This is a genomic window from Bacillus litorisediminis (genome assembly GCF_022808645.1).
Lineage (GTDB): Bacteria > Bacillota > Bacilli > Bacillales > JC228 > Bacillus_BF > Bacillus_BF litorisediminis.
Map to the genome: position 1 here is coordinate 1 of NZ_JAKZKT010000057.1, position 20035 is coordinate 20035.

Genomic DNA, 20035 nt, shown 5'->3' on the forward strand with positions numbered 1-20035 from the left:
AAAGGGATATTGGAGAATATCAGCTAGTGAAACGCTTCAGAAAGCAATTAAAAACAAAACGCTCAAAAAATGGGGGTTAAAAGATTTAAACCACTTATATGAGCGTCGATACTTAAGCTATTGAACCGCCGTATACCGAACGGTACGTACGGTGGTGTGAGAGGTCGGCGCGGTGACGCGCCTCCTACTCGATTTAAGTCAATTTTCGATAGTTTTTTCTATTAACCAGCAGTTGAAATACCAGTTTCTTGCAACATTCTGCTCTTATAAATTTTCATTCTGTTCTCGAATCGTGATAATATAATGAATAATGGCAAATTAGACCGATGATTGAAGACTGCTTCATTGACTGACAAAGCCGTCTATACAAGAAGAAAAGCACCAATGGGAGGAATGCGAGAATGCTGCTGGGGAAGAAAAGAAAGATTGGAAGGTCGATTGAAGAAATATCGGTAGGGGAGAAATTGTCGCTTACTGAAAAAATCGAGGATAAGGATTTATTACTGTATTTAGGATTAACCAATGATGCAAACCCTCTCTATATTCAACATGACTATGCAGCACAAACTCCTTATAAAAAGCCGATTGTACCTGCCATTATGCTAACAGGAATTGTTATGGCAGCAGTGTCTAAGCATATACCTGGTCCCGGCAGTCATATTCTGAAGAATAAAATGGAGTTTCAAAAGCCGGTTTATCATTATGAAACCGTACACTTCTCATTTGAAGTCAAAAAAGTGGAACCCAAGGATCAAACTGTTACCATCGCTGTTGAAGGAACAGACGAAGCGAATGAACCAGTTTTAACAGGAACATTAGTAGTTGTTCCTCCACCTGCTGTAATTAGCTCTCTAGGATGATGAACAGGAATTATTTTAAAGTTGGTTCTCTTTTCATCTATCCAGTATAATAGAATTACATATAGAGAAAAAAGGCTCTTGGGTAGGGGATTAAAATCAGTAGGAGGGCCAAATGAACAAGAAAATTTTGGTAGTAGATGATGAGCAATCCATAGTAACACTTCTACAATATAATCTTCAGCAAGCTGGTTTTGAGGTTATTACGGCTATGGATGGAGAAGAAGGGAAAAATATAGCCATTAGTGAAAAACCAGATTTTATTATTTTAGATTTAATGCTTCCTAAATTAGATGGAATAGAAGTTTGTAAAATATTGAGGCAGTCTAAGCTAATGATGCCTATTCTCATGTTAACTGCCAAAGATGAAGAGTTTGATAAGGTGTTGGGCCTTGAACTCGGTGCTGATGATTACATGACCAAACCATTTAGCCCACGGGAAGTGGTAGCTAGGGTAAAAGCTATTTTTCGGCGCACTCAATACAGTGATCAGCAGTCTAAACAACAGGAAGAGGAAGAAGAAAACTACAAAATTGGTGATTTGGTAGTGTATCCTGAGCTTTATGAAGCGTATTTTAACGGAAACCAGCTAGAATTAACTCCAAAAGAATTTGAACTGCTCTTATATTTGTGTCGTCATAAAGGCAGGGTTCTAACAAGAGACCAGCTCTTAAGCGCCGTCTGGAATTATGACTTTGCCGGCGATACAAGAATTGTTGACGTCCATATTAGTCATTTGCGCGAAAAAATCGAAGAAAACACAAAGAAGCCGGCGTACATCAAAACGATACGGGGCTTAGGCTATAAATTAGAGGAGCCAAAGAGCGAATGACTAGGTTTCGTTCCAGGCTCCTTTTTGCCTTCATTTCATTAATTACTCTGGTGTTTTTAGCCTTAGGGCTGATATTAGGTCAGCTTTTTAATAGGTATTATATAGATAGCTTTTCCGACAAAATTCAAATGGAAACTAAATTTGTTGCTGAACTCCTTTACGAGCAAAGCCATTTAGGTGACTCCTTTAAGGTGATAGAACGAATTGGAGAGGAAACGGAGTCCAGAATTACCGTTCTCAATTCAAACGGGGAACTATTGTATGAGAGTGGTGCAGAACCGGAACTTTTTGAAAGGCATTCTGAAATATTGCAAGAAATTATCCGTGCCAGCCGAACAGACGATAGCGGGACTATTGAAGTAGGTGGAGGATATAATGTCTATTACAATTGGGAAAAAACAAGTTTAAGCAACGGGCAAGAGCAGATTATTGTATTAAGTACTCAAATAGATGACCTAAAACGTGTTAATAATCATATGTGGTGGGTATTAATCATAAGCTTCAGTTTGTCTCTTACCTTAATTATTTTATTGTTTACAAAAATCACAAACCGTTTCACAAAACCTATTGAAGCAGCAACATCAACTGCCATAGAGCTGGCAAAGGGGAACTACCGTGTCCGAACATATGAAGATGGATTTGATGAAATTGGGAGTTTAAATACATCTATTAATATTTTGGCAAGAAATCTTCAGGAAACGATTGAAACCAATCGGATGCAGCAGGAGCGTCTATCTACTTTAATTGAAAATATGGGCAGCGGATTAGTTCTAATTGACGAAAAAGGGAAAATTAGTCTGGTCAACAAAGTGTATAGGGAATGGTTTAGCGTAGATCCTTCACAATTCCTGTATAAGCATTATTACGAAGTGATGGAATCGGAAGAACTTCACAAACAAATTGAAGATATTTTCATGCTGGAACACCCGATAAGCCGGCAAGTCCAAATTCAGCGTTCCCTTGAGAAAAAGCATTATGAAGTATTGGGAGCACCGATTGTTGGCGACGATCATGAATGGAAGGGCATTGTCCTAGTTTTTCATGATATTACTGAATTAAAGAGACTAGAACAAATGAGAAAAGATTTTGTTGCTAATGTATCTCACGAATTAAAGACACCGATTACATCAATAAAAGGATTTTCTGAAACATTATTAGATGGTGCTCTTCATGATCCGGCGACATTAGAGAATTTCTTGAAAATTATTCAAAAGGAAAGTGATCGGCTTCAGTCATTAGTACAGGATTTGTTAGAGCTGTCCAGGATTGAACAATCAGGTTTTACCCTGAATTTGCAATCAGTCCATATTAAGGATCTTGTTGATGATGTGATTGCTATTTTACAGCCAAAAGCTGAAAGCAGGGAGATTCAGCTGCAATCGAATATAAATCTTCGGCAATACAAAATGAACGCCGATCCTTACCGGATCAAACAAATGATCATTAACCTGGTGAATAATGCTTTGACCTATACACAAGCCGGAGGTTTAGTAGAAGTAAATGTATTTGAGAAGGATCAATGGATGGTCTTGCAAGTGAAAGACACGGGTATAGGAATTGAAAAACAGGAACTTCCGAGAATTTTTGAGAGGTTCTATCGGGTTGATAAGGCCAGATCCAGAAACTCTGGCGGTACAGGTCTGGGGCTTGCCATCGTCAAGCATCTGGTAGAAGCCCATAAAGGAAAAATAGAGGTCGAAAGCCAAGTCGGAGAAGGAACCACTTTTACTATTTATTTGCCGAAATCCAAGTAAAAAGGGACAACTTTACATTTACTTAACAGTTGATTTATTCTTCCTTAATAATGAATCGGTAACATAATTAGTGAAAACCCCTTCATCCAAGGAGCTTTTAGAAGACGGAATCCCCTTTTCCGTCTTCCCCTTTTCATAGTAAAAGGAAAAAATCATATAAGATAGAACCTATCTCGTTTTAAGCCATTTTCTTTACGACCGATACGTTCTTTTTCCATCTTTTAGCGAACATGCTAAAATAGAAGGAAGAAGAACGTATTTTTTATTTAGGGAATAACGAAAGGACGATGTTTGTTGAGTAAAAAAATTATATTAATGGATGGGAATAGTTTGGCGTATCGCGCGTTTTTTGCACTTCCTTTGTTAAATAATGATAAAGGAATACATACAAACGCGATTTATGGGTTTACAATGATGCTTATGAAAATTGTAGAAGAAGAGAAACCCACTCATCTGCTAGTAGCATGGGATGCCGGAAAAACTACGTTTAGACATAAGACATTCCAAGAGTACAAGGGCGGCAGACAAAAAACGCCTCCAGAGCTTTCTGAGCAATTTTCATATATTCGAGAGATTGTAAAAGCATTTGGGGGGAAACAGTATGAGCTGGAAGAATATGAGGCAGATGATATCATAGGGACCCTTTCCCTTTTTGCAGAAAAGGAGAATGCAGAAGTAAAAATTATTTCTGGTGATAAAGATTTAACTCAACTGGCGTCTGAACATACAACAGTTTGTATTACGAAAAAGGGTATAACGGATATCGAAGCGTATACACCAGAACATATCAAAGAAAAATATGGTCTAACTCCAAACCAGATCATCGATATGAAAGGACTAATGGGAGATACGTCGGATAATATTCCGGGGGTTCCTGGAGTTGGAGAGAAAACAGCTATCAAATTATTATCAGAATTTCATACCATTGAGGAATTGTATCAATCTATTGACCAAGTAAGCGGCAAGAAGCTAAAGGAGAATTTAGAAGCAAATAAAGACCTGGCATTTATGAGTAAGCAATTAGCAACCATCAATCGGGATGCTCCAGTTGAAATAGATCTTTCAGAGATTGAGTACAAAGGGTCATACCCAGATAAAATTTTAGCGTTATTCAAAGAACTGGGCTTCCAATCTCTTTTAGAAAAAGTCGGGGCAGAGGAGCCAAAGGAAGACTCCAAGCTAGATACTATATCGTTTGAAACAGCAAATACCATTGATGAATCGATTTTAGCTGATGAAGCAGCCTTGCTTATTGAGGTTTTTGATGAGAACTATCATAAAGCGGATATTATAGGCTGTGCTCTTGTTTCTGCCAAAGGTCGGTATTTTATTCCTGTTGAACAATTAAAATCATCAGATGTGTTTAAAGCTTGGTTAGAAGATTCCACAAAGAAAAAATGGGTGTATGATTCTAAACAAACGATTGTTTCGCTTAAGCGGGAAGGAATTGCTATAGAAGGAATTGAGTTTGATCTCTTACTTGCTTCTTATCTCATCAATCCTTCGGAAACTTTTAATGAAGTTGGAGATATCGCCAAATTATTTGATTATAAAGGTGTCCTATCGAATGATATCGTTTATGGTAAAGGTGCAAAACGCCAAATTCCGGAGCTTAAGCAACTTAAGGATCATATAACAAGAAAAGCGAATGCGGTTTTTGAATTAAGAGACAAGGTACTGAAAAAATTAGAGGAAAATGATCAGATTTCGCTTTACTATGATCTCGAGTTTCCGTTGGCTCAAGTTTTAGCAGAAATGGAACATACGGGAGTGCAGGTCGATAAAAATCGCTTGCTTCAGATGCAAGAGGAGCTAGCGACTAAAATCGATGCGATTGAGAAAAGAATTTATGAGCTAGCAGGCGAAACCTTTAACATCAATTCCCCAAAACAGCTGGGTGTTATTCTTTTTGAAAAGCTGGGTTTACCGCCTGTGAAAAAAACCAAAACAGGATATTCCACTTCTGCTGATGTATTAGAGAAGCTAGAGAATAGTCATGAGATTGTGAAAGAAATTTTACATTATCGCCAGCTTGGGAAGCTCCAATCGACTTATATCGAAGGGCTTTTAAAAGTCATCTGGGATAATGGTAAAGTTCACACACGCTTTAGCCAGGTTATTGCCCAAACGGGACGTTTAAGCTCCATTGATCCAAACCTGCAAAATATCCCGATTCGTTTGGAAGAAGGAAGAAAAATCAGACAAGCCTTTATTCCATCTGAAAAAGATTGGGTCATCTTTGCCGCCGACTATTCACAAATCGAGCTCCGTGTCCTTGCCCATATCTCTCAGGATCAAAAACTGATTGATGCCTTCAGAGAAGACCTTGATATTCATACAAAGACAGCGATGGATGTTTTCCGCGTCAGTGAGGAAGAAGTAACCAGCAATATGCGGAGACAAGCAAAAGCCGTAAACTTTGGAATTGTATATGGCATCAGTGATTATGGTCTTTCTCAGAATCTGGGAATCACAAGGAAAGAGGCAGCAAGCTTTATTGAGAAGTATTTTGCCAGCTTCCCAGGCGTAAAAGAATATATGAATGATATCGTTCAAAGTGCAAAAGAAAAAGGATATGTCACAACTTTGCTGCAGCGGAGACGATACATTCCAGAGATTACGAGCCGAAATTTTAACCTTCGCAGTTTTGCGGAAAGAACAGCAATGAATACGCCGATTCAAGGATCGGCGGCTGATATTATTAAAAAGGCCATGATTGATATGGCGCACAGATTAAAAGCTGAACAGCTTCGGACACGGCTGCTGCTGCAGGTGCATGACGAACTTATTTTTGAAGCGCCAAAAGAAGAAATAGAGATTTTAAAAACGATTGTTCCAGATGTAATGGAAAATGCTGTTCAACTAGATGTCCCGCTTAAGGTCGATATGGACTACGGGAATACTTGGTTTGATGCGAAATAAAAAAGTATTCGGGATTTGAGAATCCTTCAAGGATGTGAAGTAAAGGAATGCCAGAATTGCCAGAAGTTGAAACGATCAGAAGAACGCTAGAACAGCTAGTGATCGGTAAAACGATTCAGAGAGTTGAAGTAAGATGGGCAAAGATTATAAAAGAGCCAGATGACGTTCAGCTTTTTACCATCAATTTAAACGGAGAAACAATCCGAAGCATTGGCAGAAGAGGAAAGTTTCTGATTTTTTACTTGGACCATTACGCGCTCGTTTCCCATCTTAGAATGGAAGGCCGCTACGGTCTCTACCCGAAGGAAGAACCGAAAGATAAACACACGCATGTTATTTTTTCGTTTACGGACGGCTCTGAATTAAGGTATCGGGATGTAAGGAAGTTTGGGACAATGCATTTGTTTAAAATCGGGGAAGAGTTCTCTGGACTTCCCCTTTCCCAGCTAGGGCCGGAGCCTTTTTCAGAAGGTTTTACTTTCTCTTACCTTAAGGATGTCTTAAAAAATGCGGACCGTCCTATTAAGGCGCTGCTTTTGGACCAAACCAGAGTTGTAGGGCTTGGCAACATTTATGTAGATGAGGCACTGTTTCGGGCAGGAATCCATCCTGAGCGCAAAGCAAAAGATTTAAAAGTAAAAGAAATTAAAAAACTTTACGAGGAAATTAAGCAAACTTTGCAAGAAGCGATTGACCAAGGCGGTACAACCATTCGTTCCTATGTAAATTCTCAAGGTCAGATTGGCATGTTTCAGCAGCAATTATATGTCTATGGCCGAACCGGAGAAAATTGTTTGCGCTGCGGCCAACCGATTGAACGATTAGTGGTGGCTGGCAGAGGCACTCATATTTGTCCGAACTGTCAATCTTAACATTAGAAAAGCTCCTTCCATATACTATCCTAGTGCTGTTATGGAAGGAGGATATGGATGAGTTCGTTACTTTCCTTTGTTCTTTTGGCCCTTGCGGTTAGCTTAGACAGCTTTAGCGCAGGATTAACCTATGGCCTAAAGAGTGTAAAAATTCCAATTCAATCCATCTTCATTATTTCTGTATGCTCTGCTATGAGTCTATTGATAGCTATGTTATTCGGGCAGTTTTTTGAGTGGATTTTGTCTCCGAAGCTAACCGAATCCGTTGGAGGGATTATTTTAGTTTGCCTCGGAGGATGGGCTTTATTTCAGGTAATCCGTCCGCAATCAAAAGGAAAAGAACCCATTCAAATTCAAGAAAAAACTATTATTTTATGGGAAATAAAATCATTAGGATTAGTTATTCAAATTTTAAGAAAGCCAATGAAAGCTGATATGGATCGCTCTGGTTCCATAACAGGGGTAGAGGCCATTCTTTTAGGGTTTGCACTCTCACTGGATGCCTTCGGAGCGGGAGTTGGTGCTGCGATGCTCAACTATCCTCCTCTTATCGTGTCAGGCTTAGTGGTATTTATGAGCTCCTTTTTTTTATTTGCGGGCATGTCGATTGGAAAAAAGGCATCCCGGTTATCCTGGATACAGCCTCTATCCTTTATCCCAGGAATTGTATTAATATTATTAGGTGTGTGGAAATTATAAAACGATCAATTCAAAAATACCTCTTTTTAAAAAGTGAGGGTACATGATGAATACAATCGGAATTACAGGCGGCATCAGCAGCGGTAAAAGTACTGTTTCCAATACTTTGAAAGAATGGGGATTTACTGTCATAGATGCAGATGTTCAAGCAAGAGTTGTCGTTGAGCCAAATCAAGAAGCCTACCAGGAAATTGTTAAGTCGTTTGGTTCCGATATTCTTCTGCCAGATGGACATATCAATCGAAGCAAGCTAGGTCAAATTATTTTTAATGATAAAGAAAAAAGAGATTTGCTTAATTCAATTGTTCATCCGGCAGTCCGAAAAAATATGCTATCTGAGCGAGATAAGGCTTTTGCAAGAGGGGAAAAAACCGTTTTTATGGATATCCCTCTTCTTTATGAAAGCAAATTAACTCATTATGTCGAGAAGGTCATTGTTGTTTATGTCGATCCTTCCGTTCAGCTTAAAAGACTAATGCAGAGAAATCAGCTGACCGAAGAAGAAGCTCTCTCCCGTATTAATGCCCAACTTCCTTTGGAGGACAAGAAAAATTGGGCAGATGCCGTCATTAATAACAACGGAACGATTGAGGAAACAAAGCAGCAATTAAAGAAGATTTTAGAGGAATGGAATCTTTTCTGAAAAAGACAGGGCTCATGTTGCCCTGTCTTTTTTAGGTGCGCCCAATTAACCGGGTCTCCGCCTGATTATGTATTAACTTTAAAAAACAAACTTACCTCTTCGCACCTTTAATCTTGAATCCGCAAAAACCTTCACCCATTAGTAAGCACATTCAAAAATTATCCTAAAAACCTATCACCATTTTTCGATTAATGTGTTATACTAATTTTATAAAAGGACAATAAAAGTATGACATTTTTGGAGGGAAATAGAGAATGAAGGTGGCAATCAATGGTTTCGGAAGGATTGGAAGAATGGTATTCAGAAGAGCAATCGACTCAGGCAGTTTTGAAATTATGGCAGTTAATGCCAGCTATCCACCTGAAACACTCGTTCATCTTTTAAAATATGATACAAACCACGGAAAATGGGATGCGGTACTCTCATATACAGATCAATCTATAATCGTAAATGGAAAAGAAGTGAAATTGGTTTCGGAAAGAAACCCTCAGGATTTGCCTTGGAAAGAGCTCGGAATAGATGTGGTCATAGAAGCAACAGGAAAATTTAATAGCCGCGAAAAGGCAGCTTTACATTTAGAAGCGGGAGCAAAGAAAGTAATATTAACGGCACCCGGAAAAAACGAGGATGTTACGATTGTGATGGGAGTTAATGAACATATGCTTCACCCGGATCATGAAATTATTTCGAATGCTTCCTGTACCACAAATTGCCTGGCTCCGGTAGTGAAGGTATTAGACGATGCATTCGGTATTGAGAATGGGTTAATGACTACTGTTCATGCCTATACGAATGACCAAAAAAATATAGATAATCCGCATAAAGATTTGAGAAGAGCGAGGGCCTGTGCGCAATCAATTATTCCAACGTCAACTGGGGCGGCAAAAGCATTATCCCTAGTATTGCCGCATTTAAAAGGGAAATTGCATGGAATGGCATTACGTGTCCCTACTCCAAACGTTTCTTTAGTTGACTTAGTCGTTGACTTAAAGAAAGAAGTAACTGTGGACGATATTCATCTTGCATTTCAAAGAGCAGCCAATTCAGAACTCGAGGGAATTTTAGATATATCTGATGAACCGCTTGTATCAATTGATTTTAATACGAACCCTAATTCCGCTATTATAGATAGTTTATCTACAATCGTAATGGACGGCCGGAAAGTAAAAGTTTTAGCCTGGTATGATAATGAATGGGGATATTCTTGCCGAGTCGTTGATTTAACCAGTAAAGTATTACAGTTAATGACAGAGAAATCAGAAATGAGAGTCTAAAAGATTTATCCGCTCCAGTGGGCGGATTTTTTTCATGTCTTTAAAGAAATTAATCTATGGTCTCACTGATGGGGGCTTCCATTTTTGGATTTTACGGAATATACATAACAGGTAATGAGAAAAGTAATTTTAGAAGCAGAAATTTTGAATCTATTGTTGCAAAAAAAAAACAAACAAAGTATACTAGTCATCGTGAAACTTGAAATTGACGTGGACATGATTACTCAAAGGGTTAGGACCTCTCAGGACTAACTTTCCCCCGTGGTAGTTATCGAACGTCAGTGGATTTAATTTTTTAAAAAGGGGGAACGGTAATGGAAACAATGGGTCGACATGTAATCTCAGAACTTTGGGGTTGCGATTTTGAAAAATTAAACGATGTAGTACAAATTGAAAAAATATTTGTTGATGCAGCACTTAAGTCTGGTGCGGAAGTTCGTGAAGTTGCTTTTCATAAATTTGCGCCTCAAGGTGTAAGTGGGGTTGTGATTATTTCTGAATCTCACTTAACCATTCACAGCTTCCCAGAACACGGATATGCAAGTATTGACGTTTACACTTGTGGCGATTTAGATCCTAACATTGCCGCTGATTATATCGCAGAGAGTTTAGGTGCACAAACGAGAGAAACGATTGAGCTTCCTCGTGGGATGGGTCCAGTTCAAGTGAAACAGTCAAAAGTAAAAGCTTTATAAAATCGAATCCACAGAGGGGACAATGGGTCTCCTCTTTTTTATTTAATATTTGATTCGTTACTTATATAGATCAATGGATAGCCGGTATAGATCTTATGGAAATACTCACAAGCGGACCTCTTTTCTGTCCCTCCCAGTATGAAAAGCGCTTTCTTACCACTTGGCTATTTTTTTTAGGTCGTTTACAATAAAAGAAAACAATGTGGAGGCGTCTTATGGGGGTAATGAGATCACTGATTATTCGTTATCAGAAGCAATGTGAAACGAGAGATGATCATCAGGATGAACAATTACAAAGCCATTACTATAAAGCCGGTTTTGACAAAGTGTTTCAAACTGTTGAGGAATGGGCCAAAGGGCGGAGAGATTTTACAATAGAATCGGTATCAAAAGACCATGGAGAGATTGGGATTAAGCTAAATAAGCCTCAATCGCTCTTGGTTATTACAGTGGTGTCCCCGAGACCTTTTCAAACAGCCGTTGATTTTATGATTTCAACCGATAAATCTTCTATCGCTGGTATGTATCCGACCTTAAAGCAATTAATTAGCGGGTATTACCAGGAAATTGATCGACTTCTCCCTTTTATAGGCAAAAAGAGCTAGCATATTCATCCATTCGTTTCCGCGCTCTTGAAAGGGGCATTCTGATTTTTATACAATAATAAGAGATTCTTGGATGGAGTTGAACGTTATGAAATGCCCATCTTGTCAAATGCTAGGTACAAGAGTATTAGATTCCCGGCCAGTTGATGAAGGACGTGCTACAAGAAGAAGAAGAGAATGTGAAAACTGTGGGCATCGCTTTACAACGTTTGAACGGGTAGAGGAATCACCATTAATCGTTGTAAAAAAAGAGGGGACACGTGAGGAGTTTAGCAGAGAAAAGGTACTCCGCGGCCTTATTAAAGCTTGTGAAAAAAGACCTGTTTCCTTGCAGCAGCTTGAAACGATTGCAGGTGAGGTCGAAATTGAATTAAGAAATCAGAATGCCTCAGAAGTCCAAAGCGTGGATATTGGCGAGATGGTAATGGACAAGCTTGCTAAAGTAGATGAGGTTTCGTATGTCCGTTTTGCATCTGTTTATCGGCAATTTAAGGATATAAATGTGTTTTTAGACGAACTAAAAGATTTAATCAACAAGGAAAAAGCTAAATAGAGCCAGATCGCTATCGGCTCTTTTTCACTTTAATTAGGGAAATACATACACCCGCATGTAAAGGATGGATGAGTTTTATGGAAGCAAGACATTGGACCGAATTAGTTCCGGGGGATACGTATCAAATACAATCTTCTGGACTGATTCAGCCATACTTTCAAAAAGTAACATCTCTTCTCTATCAGCCTCTAATAGGATCCACAGCTATCAGCCTTTACACAACTCTATGGAGCGAACTGGAGGAAAACCGAACTCATTCCAAACAAAATCACCACCATTTTTTAATGGCAGTTCTGGATATTCCGTTACGGGAGATTTACCGGGCAAGACTAAAGCTTGAAGCTATAGGTCTGTTGCGGACGTTCCGTTCCAAGAACTCAGACGGTCCTTCCTATGTGTATGAAATCCAGTCACCGCTTAGTCCGCAAGGCTTTTTCCAGGATAGTATGCTGAGCTATTTTTTATATAGAAAGTTAGGGGAACATCATTTTAATAGATTAAAAGACTATTTTAGCATTGATCCAATTGTCGATTCTTCCTCGCTGGAAGAAATGACAAGATCGTTTCACGAGGTCTTTTCCTCTTCTCCGGCAAGAGCCTATCCTGTCCAATCTCACGATGGTCAGGAACAATGGGTTGATATTGCGGATGGAACTGCCCCAAAGGTAAAGCCGGAAAACTTTTCGCTCGACATTTTTTACGGAGGACTTTCAGATACCTTTATTAATATCGACAGCATCACACCGAAAGTTGAAGATACTGTGTTAAAACTTGCCTATGTCTATAATTTGAGCCCGCTTGATATGCAGAAAATTATTTTAGAAGCAGTTGATGATGATCAAGAAATTAATCTGGATGAATTAAGAAAAGCAGCAAAAAGCTGGTACGAGCTAAAAAGAGGCAAGCATTTGCCCAAACTAGTTGAACGGGAAAACCAGCAAAACCAACCAAACCCGCAACAGCAAGAGAAGAAGGAAACAAAAGAGGAGAAACTCATTCGGTATTTGTCCAGTGTATCTCCTAAGCAACTGCTCACTGACTTAGCCCATGGACGTGAACCTTCTAAAACGGATTTAGCATTGGTTGAATCTCTATTAGTAGAGCAAGGGCTTGAGCCTGGTGTTGTGAATGTATTGCTTTATAATGTTATGCTTAAGCAGGATATGCGCTTGACGAAGAGCTATGTACAAACGATAGCAGGTCATTGGGCCAGAAAAAATATAAAAACGGTTGAAGAAGCATTTGCTTTTGCTAAACAGGAACATCAAAAAGTTCAAGAAAAGAACAAAACCAACTCTCGTAATCAGAATCAAAAAAAATCAGGGCGAAAAGAAGTGGTCCCTGAATGGTTTGAGGAAGAACGAAATCGAAGAAATAAAGTGGCCACTTCTGCCGCCATCTTTGAAGATTTTGATTTTGAACTCGAAAGAAAGAGATTAGAAGAAGAGCTTCGGAAAAAATAATGGGAGGTGAAATGATGGAAAAAATTACAAATACATTGTCGCATTGGGCAAAGGGCTCCTCCTTTGAACAGCGTTATGAACAAATGAAGCAGAATGTACTCAATCATCCCGACGTACGGTATTTTTTAAATGAGCATTCCAGTCAAATTTCGATGGATTTGGTGGAGCGAAATTTAAATACCCTTTATGAATTCTCTACGCAAAGCAAAAATTGCAGTGATTGTCCTTCACTTCAAGAATGTAAAAATGTGATGGGCGGTTTTCATCCGAGGCTTGCTCTTGTAGGGGATCACATTGAAATTTTATACGATCAATGTCCTCGTATGAAAATGGAACAGGAAAGAATAACTCGTGCAAAATTAGTGCAAAGCTTTTCAGTGCCTAAGGAAATATTATCTGCCAGATTTGAAAATATCGACTTAACTGAAAATGACCGACTGCCAGCGATCAGGAGTGCCAAAAATTTCACTCGATCCTTTCTCGAAAACCAGTCAACGAAGGGGTTATATTTGTATGGCAAGTTCGGGGTGGGTAAAACCTACCTGCTTGGAGCGATAGCCAACGAATTAGCTGAAAACGGGGTTTCGTCTTATATTGTTCACGTACCTGAGTTAATCAGGGAACTAAAGAATTCAATTGGAGAATCGACATTAGAAGATAAATTGCATTCAGTTAAAACAGCCAAAATTTTAATGCTCGATGATATTGGAGCAGAATCGTTAACAAACTGGGTAAGGGATGAGATACTTGGGACCATCCTTCAATATCGGATGCTTGAGAAGCTCCCAACCTTATTCACATCTAATTTTGATTTAATCCAGCTTGAGCATCATTTTACTTTCAACCAAAAAGGTGATCAGGAAGATGTAAAAGCTGGCCGATTAATTGACCGGATTCGGGCTCTTTCCGATCCGATCCCTGTTGGCGGTCACAATAGAAGAGGATAAGTACCCGTTTGGGTGCTTTTTCTTTTTCACTTTAAAAGTAAAAAATTGGAAAAGTGCCCATGTTCGACGTAGTTAAAATTTTTAGGTATAAAGTTCGACAGGCATGAATGCCCTAGTCAAGCGATACATTAGGATGTGGCGTTTCGAACGTGATAGGTGCAACTACTCTTTTGACTTAGCCTTAAGGCTCGCCAATCGGCGAGTTTTCTTTTACTCCAAATTTTTTTCTTCCTGTACGCTACTTCTAAAATAGCCAAGCTCCCCATATATATGAAAGCAGGGATTTCGCTTTTTCAGGGGGGATAACATGTTCCAGGTTCATTTTGAAGAAACAGAGGAGGCTAAAGAACTTCTTCGCTCGTTAACAAAAACAATGTCCTCCTCTCTTTTCATTGAAGGAATTGAAATTTTACATAATGATAGGACTGTTTCAATTCGATATCCTAATGAAGTGTATGAGGATTGTCTTCATTTGCTCCAAAATAGCTTAAAAGATTTTATTATCGGCTATAAAAAAGAAAAGTGGTTTGAAAAACTGTTAGAACAGCAATATTATTACGACGAAGCTGAGGAAAGACATCAAATCCTTTCAATCCTTCATTCGATTTTAGAAGGTGAACGTGAGGATCTTGAGCTTCTGCCGTACATAGATGAAGAGGAGATATTAGAAGGCATTTTGGAAGAATTTTTGCGTGAACAGTCCTCATTTTTCTTTGAATCTTTTGAAACATTTCGGTTAAAGCCTTATTTTGAGCATTTAATGAATTACTTGGATGTTGCCATTGATGAATACAAAATGGAACAAGAATATCAAGCTTTTGTTCATATGCTCCGCGATTTTTTAAAGGGGAGAGAATCGAGATACAAAAAAATATTTTTAGTTGATTATGATGGCTTTCAATTTTTTAGTGAAGACGGAAGACAGTTAAAACGGACCGAATTAGCCAAGATTATTGACCGTAAATTAGTAACTAATCATCCTATCTACGTTGATTCTGTGACGATTGCGCCGCTTATCTCAATTGCACCGGAAGAAGTCCATGTTTTTACTGATAATATGGAACAGGGAATGGTTGTGACATTAAAAAATATTTTTGAGGAAAAGCTAACTATTTATCCGCTTAAGTCATATCCTTTTCAGGAACAGGTAAAGCATTAAATGAATTTACAAATTTTTTTAAAAAGAGTCCTTGACTTTTTAAAGCGGGAATTCATATAATACTTTCATATACTTAAACTTAACATTTCAAAACGCTATGACGAGGACATGAGCAAGTTGTATTTGTTCCCAGAGAGGGAAGGATTCAGGTGCAACCTTCCTATCAAGTAAGCTTGATTTACCACCTCCGAGCATTAGCTGTGAAACAATCTGAAGTAATAGCTAACGGTTTTACGCCGATATCAGTAGAAGAGTGGCTTATTGAAGCATTTCAATAAGCAACTAGGGTGGAAACACGGGTATACAGCTCGTCCCTTTTAAGGGGCGGGCTTTTTTTATTTTTATAAAAAAAGGCTGTGTAAAAGTCTGTGGTTGATTTGGCACTCAATTGATTGGAGCAGAAGGCAAGTGCCTGCAGCGGAAATCAACCGGGTAGATTACAGAGCCCATTAAAAATTTTGAAGGAGTTGAATCAGATGGCTGATGTAGTAAAAATTACGTTCCCAGATGGTGCGGTGAAGGAGTTTCCAAAAGGAACCACTACAGAAGATATCGCGGCATCAATCAGTCCAGGATTAAAAAAGAAAGCCATCGCTGGTAAAGTAAATGGCGCGCCAATCGATTTACGTTGGCCGATTAATGAAGATGCAAGCATAGAGATCATCACTCAAGGCAGTCAGGAAGCCTTAGAAATTATGAGACATTCTACAGCTCATTTAATGGCTCAGGCGATAAAACGTCTTTACCCAAATGTTAAATTAGGCGTGGGCCCAGTGATTGAAAATGGCTTCTATTATGATATGGATTTAGATGTTTCCTTAACGCCAGAAGATCTTCCAGCGATTGAAAAGGAAATGAATAAAATTATTGGTGAAAATCTTGAGATTGTAAGGCTTGAAGTATCAAGAGAAGAAGCAAAGGAAAGATTTGCGGCAATCAGTGACCCATATAAATTAGAATTGCTGGATGCCATTCCAGAAAATGAAACTGTTTCGATTTATGAGCAAGGTGAATTTTTTGACCTTTGCCGTGGTGTTCACGTCCCATCAACAGGGAAAATTAAAGAATTTAAGCTATTAAGCATTTCCGGAGCCTATTGGCGCGGAGACAGTAAAAATAAAATGCTGCAGCGTATTTATGGAACAGCCTTCTTTACAAAAGAAGACCTTGCTGAACATATGCGCTTACTAGAGGAAGCGAAAGAACGCGATCATAGAAAGATCGGAAAAGAGTTAGAGCTATTTACGATTTCTCAAAAGGTTGGGCAAGGGCTTCCGCTATGGCTGCCTAAAGGGGCAACCATTCGCCGTACAATTGAGCGCTACATTGTTGATAAGGAAATTAAACTGGGCTATGACCATGTCTATACACCGGTATTGGCAAGTGTAGAGCTTTATAAGACGAGCGGACACTGGGATCACTATCAAGAGGATATGTATCCGATTATGGAAATGGATAATGAAGATCTTGTTCTTCGCCCTATGAACTGTCCGCATCATATGATGGTCTACAAAAACAGTATTCATAGTTATCGTGAGCTGCCAATCCGAATTGCTGAACTGGGTATGATGCACCGTTATGAAATGTCAGGTGCTTTGACTGGGCTTCAGCGTGTTCGGGGAATGACGCTAAATGATGCACACGTATTTGTCCGTCCTGATCAGATAAAGGATGAGTTCAAACGTGTTGTTAACTTAATTTTAGAAGTATACAAAGACTTTGGCATTAATGACTATTCATTCCGCTTGTCTTACCGTGATCCTGAGGATAAAGAGAAGTATTTTGATGATGATGTTATGTGGAATAAAGCACAGTCCATGTTAAAAGAAGCGATGGATGATCTTGGTTTAGACTACTATGAAGCTGAAGGTGAAGCTGCATTCTATGGTCCTAAGCTAGACGTTCAGGTTCGTACCGCGCTTGGCAAAGATGAAACACTGTCAACTGTTCAGCTTGATTTCTTACTACCAGAGAGATTTGACCTGACTTATGTTGGGGAGGATGGAAAGCCACACCGTCCAGTTGTTATTCACCGCGGCGTTGTTTCTACTATGGAACGGTTTGTAGCATTTTTAATTGAAGAATATAAAGGGGCCTTCCCTACTTGGCTAGCACCCGTTCAGGCGGTTGTGATCCCAGTTTCTCCAGAGGTTCATTTTGACTATGCCCGTCAGATAAAAGATGCGCTAAAAGCAGAAGGATTCCGGGTTGAACTCGATGATCGAGACGAAAAAATGGGGTATAAAATCAGAGAAGCACAGATACAGAAAATCCCTTATATGCTCGTTGTTGGCGATCAGGAAGTTCAGGATGAAGCTGTAAACGTAAGAAAATACGGCGAGCAAAAGTCGGAAACTGTACCTTTTAAAGAATTTATCGGGAAACTGCAGGAAGAAGCAAAACGGTAGGAAAATAGGAGGCAGCTTAGGGAAGGTTGCCTCTTTCTTCCAACTATTTATTTTAGGATAGCACAGTAACACCGCTTTAAAGAATAAAACTATTGCCAGCTTCCTATTTCTATCTCGACTTAATTTCCATTTAGAAAATTCAGTAATCTGTCAGAAAGGGGTCCTGTTGAAGTATGTGGAGAAAATTAGCCAGTTTAAGCCTGAACCCTAGCCAAGTTGAATATGAAAAGTCCTTCGAGCCTGAGACCATGATTTCAAAGGATTTATTCATAAAATCTGTGAAGGACCTGAATAAGACGATTACAGAAGATAAAAAATTGATGAAAATCTTAAACAAAAGCAACTTTGAACTCAATCAGATGGTGATTAATTCGGGTGATAATGGCTTTGTTCAGGTGATTGCATGGGCTAATAATATAGGGAATAAAGGAATTTATGTCGTGTATGTTAACGTGGATCATACCTTTCATCCAATCTTCTCTGAAATCATAGAAAGAAGTGCGATGAAGCATTTTTCTGCGATATCATAAAAAATAGTGTTGCAATCTGACATCAGAATTGGTATAGTATTCTTCGTGCCACATACGGGTATATATTTGACAAGTATGTCAGATGTATGGTAACCTTAATAAGGTTAATTGAATACAGTTTGTTTATGTAAAAGAAGAAGCATCCCCGCTTCTCACCTGATTGACGCTTAAGCAGTTGCCAGGTTAAGGAATGATCATTTTTCGTTATGAATGATAGATGGCGGGGCGTATTATGCGCTCGGCCATTTTTGTTTGTTTATGATTCTATGAATGACCTTGCTGCTGAGTGTTAAAACAAATTCAAACGTTGTATTCGAATTTTTTTGGAGGTGGCTCTTATTAGCAAAGGAGACATGATCGTAAACGAGGGCATTCGCGCTCGTGAGGTTCGATTAATTGATGCCAATGGCGATCAGCTTGGGATTAAATCCCGCGTAGAGGCTTTAGAAATTGCGGCCCGCCGCAATTTAGATTTGGTATTAGTTGCACCTAATGCCAAACCGCCTGTTGCTCGGATTATGGATTTTGGTAAATACCGTTTTGAGCAGCAGAAGAAAGAAAAAGAAGCCCGCAAAAAGCAAAAGATTATTAATGTTAAAGAGGTTCGGTTAAGTCCAACAATTGAAGAGCATGACTTTAATACGAAACTCCGCAATGCGATTAAGTTCCTTGAAAAAGGCGATAAGGTAAAGGCATCGATTCGCTTTAAAGGAAGAGCAATCACACATAAAGATATCGGCCAGCGAGTATTGGATCGTTTTGCGCAAAGCTGCTCTGAGGTGGCAACAGTTGAATCTGCACCAAAAATGGACGGACGCCAAATGTTTTTAGTACTAGCACCGAAAAACGAGAAGTAATGGACTAAGGAGGATTTTTCTATGCCTAAAATGAAAACTCACCGTGGCTCAGCGAAGCGTTTCAAAAAAACGGGTTCTGGAAAATTGAAACGTTCTCATGCGTTCAGAAGCCACATGTTTGCTAATAAAACACAAAAACAAAAGCGTAAACTTCGTAAAGGTACTTTAGTATCTAAAGGTGATTTCAAACGTATTCGTCAAATGCTTGACAACCTATAAGATAATGCTTGATTAGGAGGGACTAATATGCCACGCGTAAAAGGCGGAACAGTTACACGTAAACGTCGTAAAAAAGTAATAAAATTAGCTAAAGGTTATTTCGGATCCAAACACACTTTATATAAAGTAGCAAACCAGCAAGTTATGAAATCTTATAACTATGCTTACCGTGATCGTCGTCAAAAGAAACGCGACTTCCGTAAGCTTTGGATTGCTCGTATCAATGCTGCTGCACGTTTAAACGGACTTTCTTACAGCCGTTTAATGCACGGTCTAAAATTATCTGGTATCGAAGTAAACCGTAAAATGTTAGCTGATCTTGCAGTTTCTGATGAAAAAGCATTCACAGAATTAACAAATGCAGCGAAAGCTCAGCTTCAAAAATAATAATTTCTGAAAAGCCATCCTGTTTGACAGGGTGGCTTTTGTTCATTCTGTACTATTATTTTGAAATTCGGCTCATATGTCACAAATAGCGGACTCCATGTCCTAAAACATAGAGGTAGTCGCCAATGAGGACATAGTTCCGTTATTTTCATTAAAAACGCCTGTTTTTAAGATTTGATTTTTTGGACATACGATCCGCTACCCTGCAAATTAGTGCTCTCTGCATTAGTCCAAATTTGATTGATTTTGTACGAATAGCGGAATCAGAATCCGCTTGAGCCCCTGAAGTGAAGGTTTTCGTTGTAATAACGGAATGAGGATCCGCCACACTTATTTAATGGATCATCATTCCGTTATTT

The 20035-nt window shown here is 39.0% G+C and carries 19 protein-coding genes and 2 other annotated features; all 19 genes read left to right on the top strand.

All coding sequences use genetic code 11. The features are described from left to right. Positions 1–401 precede the first annotated feature (401 nt). The 19 genes from MLE14_RS19740 to rplT all read left to right on the top strand — a co-directional run bounded on the left by MLE14_RS19740 (position 402) and on the right by rplT (position 19676). Positions 402–860, top strand: a complete 459-nt coding sequence (locus tag MLE14_RS19740; RefSeq protein ID WP_243300146.1) for a MaoC family dehydratase — start codon at positions 402–404, stop codon at positions 858–860. 112 nt (positions 861–972) lie between these two features. Next, positions 973–1689 carry a response regulator transcription factor gene (locus MLE14_RS19745; RefSeq protein WP_243300147.1) on the top strand — a complete coding sequence of 239 codons (717 nt, stop codon included), beginning with the start codon at positions 973–975 and terminating at the stop codon, positions 1687–1689. Then, a complete protein-coding gene (gene pnpS, locus MLE14_RS19750; RefSeq protein ID WP_243300148.1) occupies positions 1686–3443 on the top strand; it encodes a two-component system histidine kinase PnpS in 1758 nt (585 codons plus the stop codon). The genes MLE14_RS19745 and pnpS overlap by 4 nt, the downstream gene beginning before the upstream one ends. 294 nt (positions 3444–3737) lie before the next feature. After that, positions 3738–6365: a DNA polymerase I gene (polA, locus tag MLE14_RS19755; RefSeq protein ID WP_243300149.1), complete on the top strand. Its 2628-nt coding sequence runs from the start codon at positions 3738–3740 to the stop codon at positions 6363–6365. 47 nt (positions 6366–6412) lie between these two features. Then, positions 6413–7237: a DNA-formamidopyrimidine glycosylase gene (gene mutM, locus MLE14_RS19760; RefSeq protein ID WP_243300150.1), complete on the top strand. Its 825-nt coding sequence runs from the start codon at positions 6413–6415 to the stop codon at positions 7235–7237. 57 nt (positions 7238–7294) lie between these two features. After that, the gene (gene ytaF / locus MLE14_RS19765) at positions 7295–7936 is read left to right on the top strand and encodes a sporulation membrane protein YtaF (protein ID WP_243300151.1); all 642 of its coding nucleotides are present in this window, start codon (positions 7295–7297) and stop codon (positions 7934–7936) included. Positions 7937–7979: 43 nt separating this feature from the next. Next, on the top strand, positions 7980–8579 hold the full coding sequence (gene coaE / locus MLE14_RS19770) for a dephospho-CoA kinase (protein ID WP_243300152.1): 600 nt from the start codon (positions 7980–7982) through the stop codon (positions 8577–8579). A 254-nt stretch (positions 8580–8833) separates the two neighbouring features. Further along, entirely contained in the window at positions 8834–9853 is a 1020-nt protein-coding gene (locus tag MLE14_RS19775) for a glyceraldehyde-3-phosphate dehydrogenase (protein WP_243300153.1), read from the top strand. Positions 9854–10167: 314 nt separating this feature from the next. Further along, positions 10168–10548, top strand: coding sequence for an adenosylmethionine decarboxylase (gene speD, locus MLE14_RS19780; RefSeq protein ID WP_243300154.1), 381 nt, complete (start codon positions 10168–10170; stop codon positions 10546–10548). 215 nt (positions 10549–10763) lie between these two features. Further along, a complete protein-coding gene (locus MLE14_RS19785) occupies positions 10764–11153 on the top strand; it encodes a hypothetical protein (protein ID WP_243300155.1) in 390 nt (129 codons plus the stop codon). An 88-nt stretch (positions 11154–11241) separates the two neighbouring features. After that, positions 11242–11706, top strand: a complete 465-nt coding sequence (nrdR, locus tag MLE14_RS19790; RefSeq protein ID WP_243300156.1) for a transcriptional regulator NrdR — start codon at positions 11242–11244, stop codon at positions 11704–11706. Between the two features lie 77 nt (positions 11707–11783). After that, complete coding sequence (locus tag MLE14_RS19795; RefSeq protein ID WP_243300157.1) at positions 11784–13169, top strand: replication initiation and membrane attachment family protein; 1386 nt, start codon at positions 11784–11786, stop codon at positions 13167–13169. Positions 13170–13183: 14 nt separating this feature from the next. After that, complete coding sequence (gene dnaI / locus MLE14_RS19800) at positions 13184–14116, top strand: primosomal protein DnaI (protein ID WP_243300158.1); 933 nt, start codon at positions 13184–13186, stop codon at positions 14114–14116. A 307-nt stretch (positions 14117–14423) separates the two neighbouring features. After that, positions 14424–15275, top strand: a complete 852-nt coding sequence (ytxC, locus tag MLE14_RS19805) for a putative sporulation protein YtxC (protein WP_243300159.1) — start codon at positions 14424–14426, stop codon at positions 15273–15275. Between the two features lie 88 nt (positions 15276–15363). Next, positions 15364–15594, top strand: a binding site (T-box leader). 157 nt (positions 15595–15751) lie between these two features. Then, positions 15752–17683 (top strand): threonine--tRNA ligase, encoded by a 1932-nt coding sequence (gene thrS, locus MLE14_RS19810; RefSeq protein WP_243300160.1) that lies wholly within the window; start codon positions 15752–15754, stop codon positions 17681–17683. A gap of 173 nt (positions 17684–17856) precedes the next feature. Beyond that, positions 17857–18213 (top strand): hypothetical protein, encoded by a 357-nt coding sequence (locus MLE14_RS19815; RefSeq protein ID WP_243300161.1) that lies wholly within the window; start codon positions 17857–17859, stop codon positions 18211–18213. 125 nt (positions 18214–18338) lie between these two features. Next, positions 18339–18470, top strand: a sequence feature (ribosomal protein L20 leader region). Positions 18471–18566: 96 nt separating this feature from the next. After that, positions 18567–19070 (top strand): translation initiation factor IF-3, encoded by a 504-nt coding sequence (infC, locus tag MLE14_RS19820; protein WP_243300162.1) that lies wholly within the window; start codon positions 18567–18569, stop codon positions 19068–19070. Positions 19071–19091: 21 nt separating this feature from the next. Continuing rightward, positions 19092–19289, top strand: coding sequence for a 50S ribosomal protein L35 (rpmI, locus tag MLE14_RS19825; protein WP_243300163.1), 198 nt, complete (start codon positions 19092–19094; stop codon positions 19287–19289). A 27-nt stretch (positions 19290–19316) separates the two neighbouring features. Then, the gene (gene rplT, locus MLE14_RS19830; protein ID WP_243300164.1) at positions 19317–19676 is read left to right on the top strand and encodes a 50S ribosomal protein L20; all 360 of its coding nucleotides are present in this window, start codon (positions 19317–19319) and stop codon (positions 19674–19676) included. Positions 19677–20035 lie beyond the last annotated feature (359 nt).

Bases quoted from the DNA above. Each gene is read 5' to 3' on its own strand.
- MLE14_RS19775 (WP_243300153.1), top strand. From the start codon at position 8,834: ATGAAGGTGGCAATCAATGGTTTCGGAAGGATTGGAAGAATGGTATTC.
- MLE14_RS19745 (WP_243300147.1), top strand. From the start codon at position 973: ATGAACAAGAAAATTTTGGTAGTAGATGATGAGCAATCCATAGTAACA.
- dnaI (WP_243300158.1), top strand. From the start codon at position 13,184: ATGGAAAAAATTACAAATACATTGTCGCATTGGGCAAAGGGCTCCTCC.
- thrS (WP_243300160.1), top strand. From the start codon at position 15,752: ATGGCTGATGTAGTAAAAATTACGTTCCCAGATGGTGCGGTGAAGGAG.
- pnpS (WP_243300148.1), top strand. From the start codon at position 1,686: ATGACTAGGTTTCGTTCCAGGCTCCTTTTTGCCTTCATTTCATTAATT.
- coaE (WP_243300152.1), top strand. From the start codon at position 7,980: ATGATGAATACAATCGGAATTACAGGCGGCATCAGCAGCGGTAAAAGT.
- speD (WP_243300154.1), top strand. From the start codon at position 10,168: ATGGAAACAATGGGTCGACATGTAATCTCAGAACTTTGGGGTTGCGAT.
- infC (WP_243300162.1), top strand. From the start codon at position 18,567: ATGATCGTAAACGAGGGCATTCGCGCTCGTGAGGTTCGATTAATTGAT.
- ytxC (WP_243300159.1), top strand. From the start codon at position 14,424: ATGTTCCAGGTTCATTTTGAAGAAACAGAGGAGGCTAAAGAACTTCTT.
- MLE14_RS19795 (WP_243300157.1), top strand. From the start codon at position 11,784: ATGGAAGCAAGACATTGGACCGAATTAGTTCCGGGGGATACGTATCAA.
- rpmI (WP_243300163.1), top strand. From the start codon at position 19,092: ATGCCTAAAATGAAAACTCACCGTGGCTCAGCGAAGCGTTTCAAAAAA.
- MLE14_RS19785 (WP_243300155.1), top strand. From the start codon at position 10,764: ATGGGGGTAATGAGATCACTGATTATTCGTTATCAGAAGCAATGTGAA.
- MLE14_RS19740 (WP_243300146.1), top strand. From the start codon at position 402: ATGCTGCTGGGGAAGAAAAGAAAGATTGGAAGGTCGATTGAAGAAATA.
- MLE14_RS19815 (WP_243300161.1), top strand. From the start codon at position 17,857: ATGTGGAGAAAATTAGCCAGTTTAAGCCTGAACCCTAGCCAAGTTGAA.
- mutM (WP_243300150.1), top strand. From the start codon at position 6,413: ATGCCAGAATTGCCAGAAGTTGAAACGATCAGAAGAACGCTAGAACAG.
- ytaF (WP_243300151.1), top strand. From the start codon at position 7,295: ATGAGTTCGTTACTTTCCTTTGTTCTTTTGGCCCTTGCGGTTAGCTTA.
- rplT (WP_243300164.1), top strand. From the start codon at position 19,317: ATGCCACGCGTAAAAGGCGGAACAGTTACACGTAAACGTCGTAAAAAA.
- nrdR (WP_243300156.1), top strand. From the start codon at position 11,242: ATGAAATGCCCATCTTGTCAAATGCTAGGTACAAGAGTATTAGATTCC.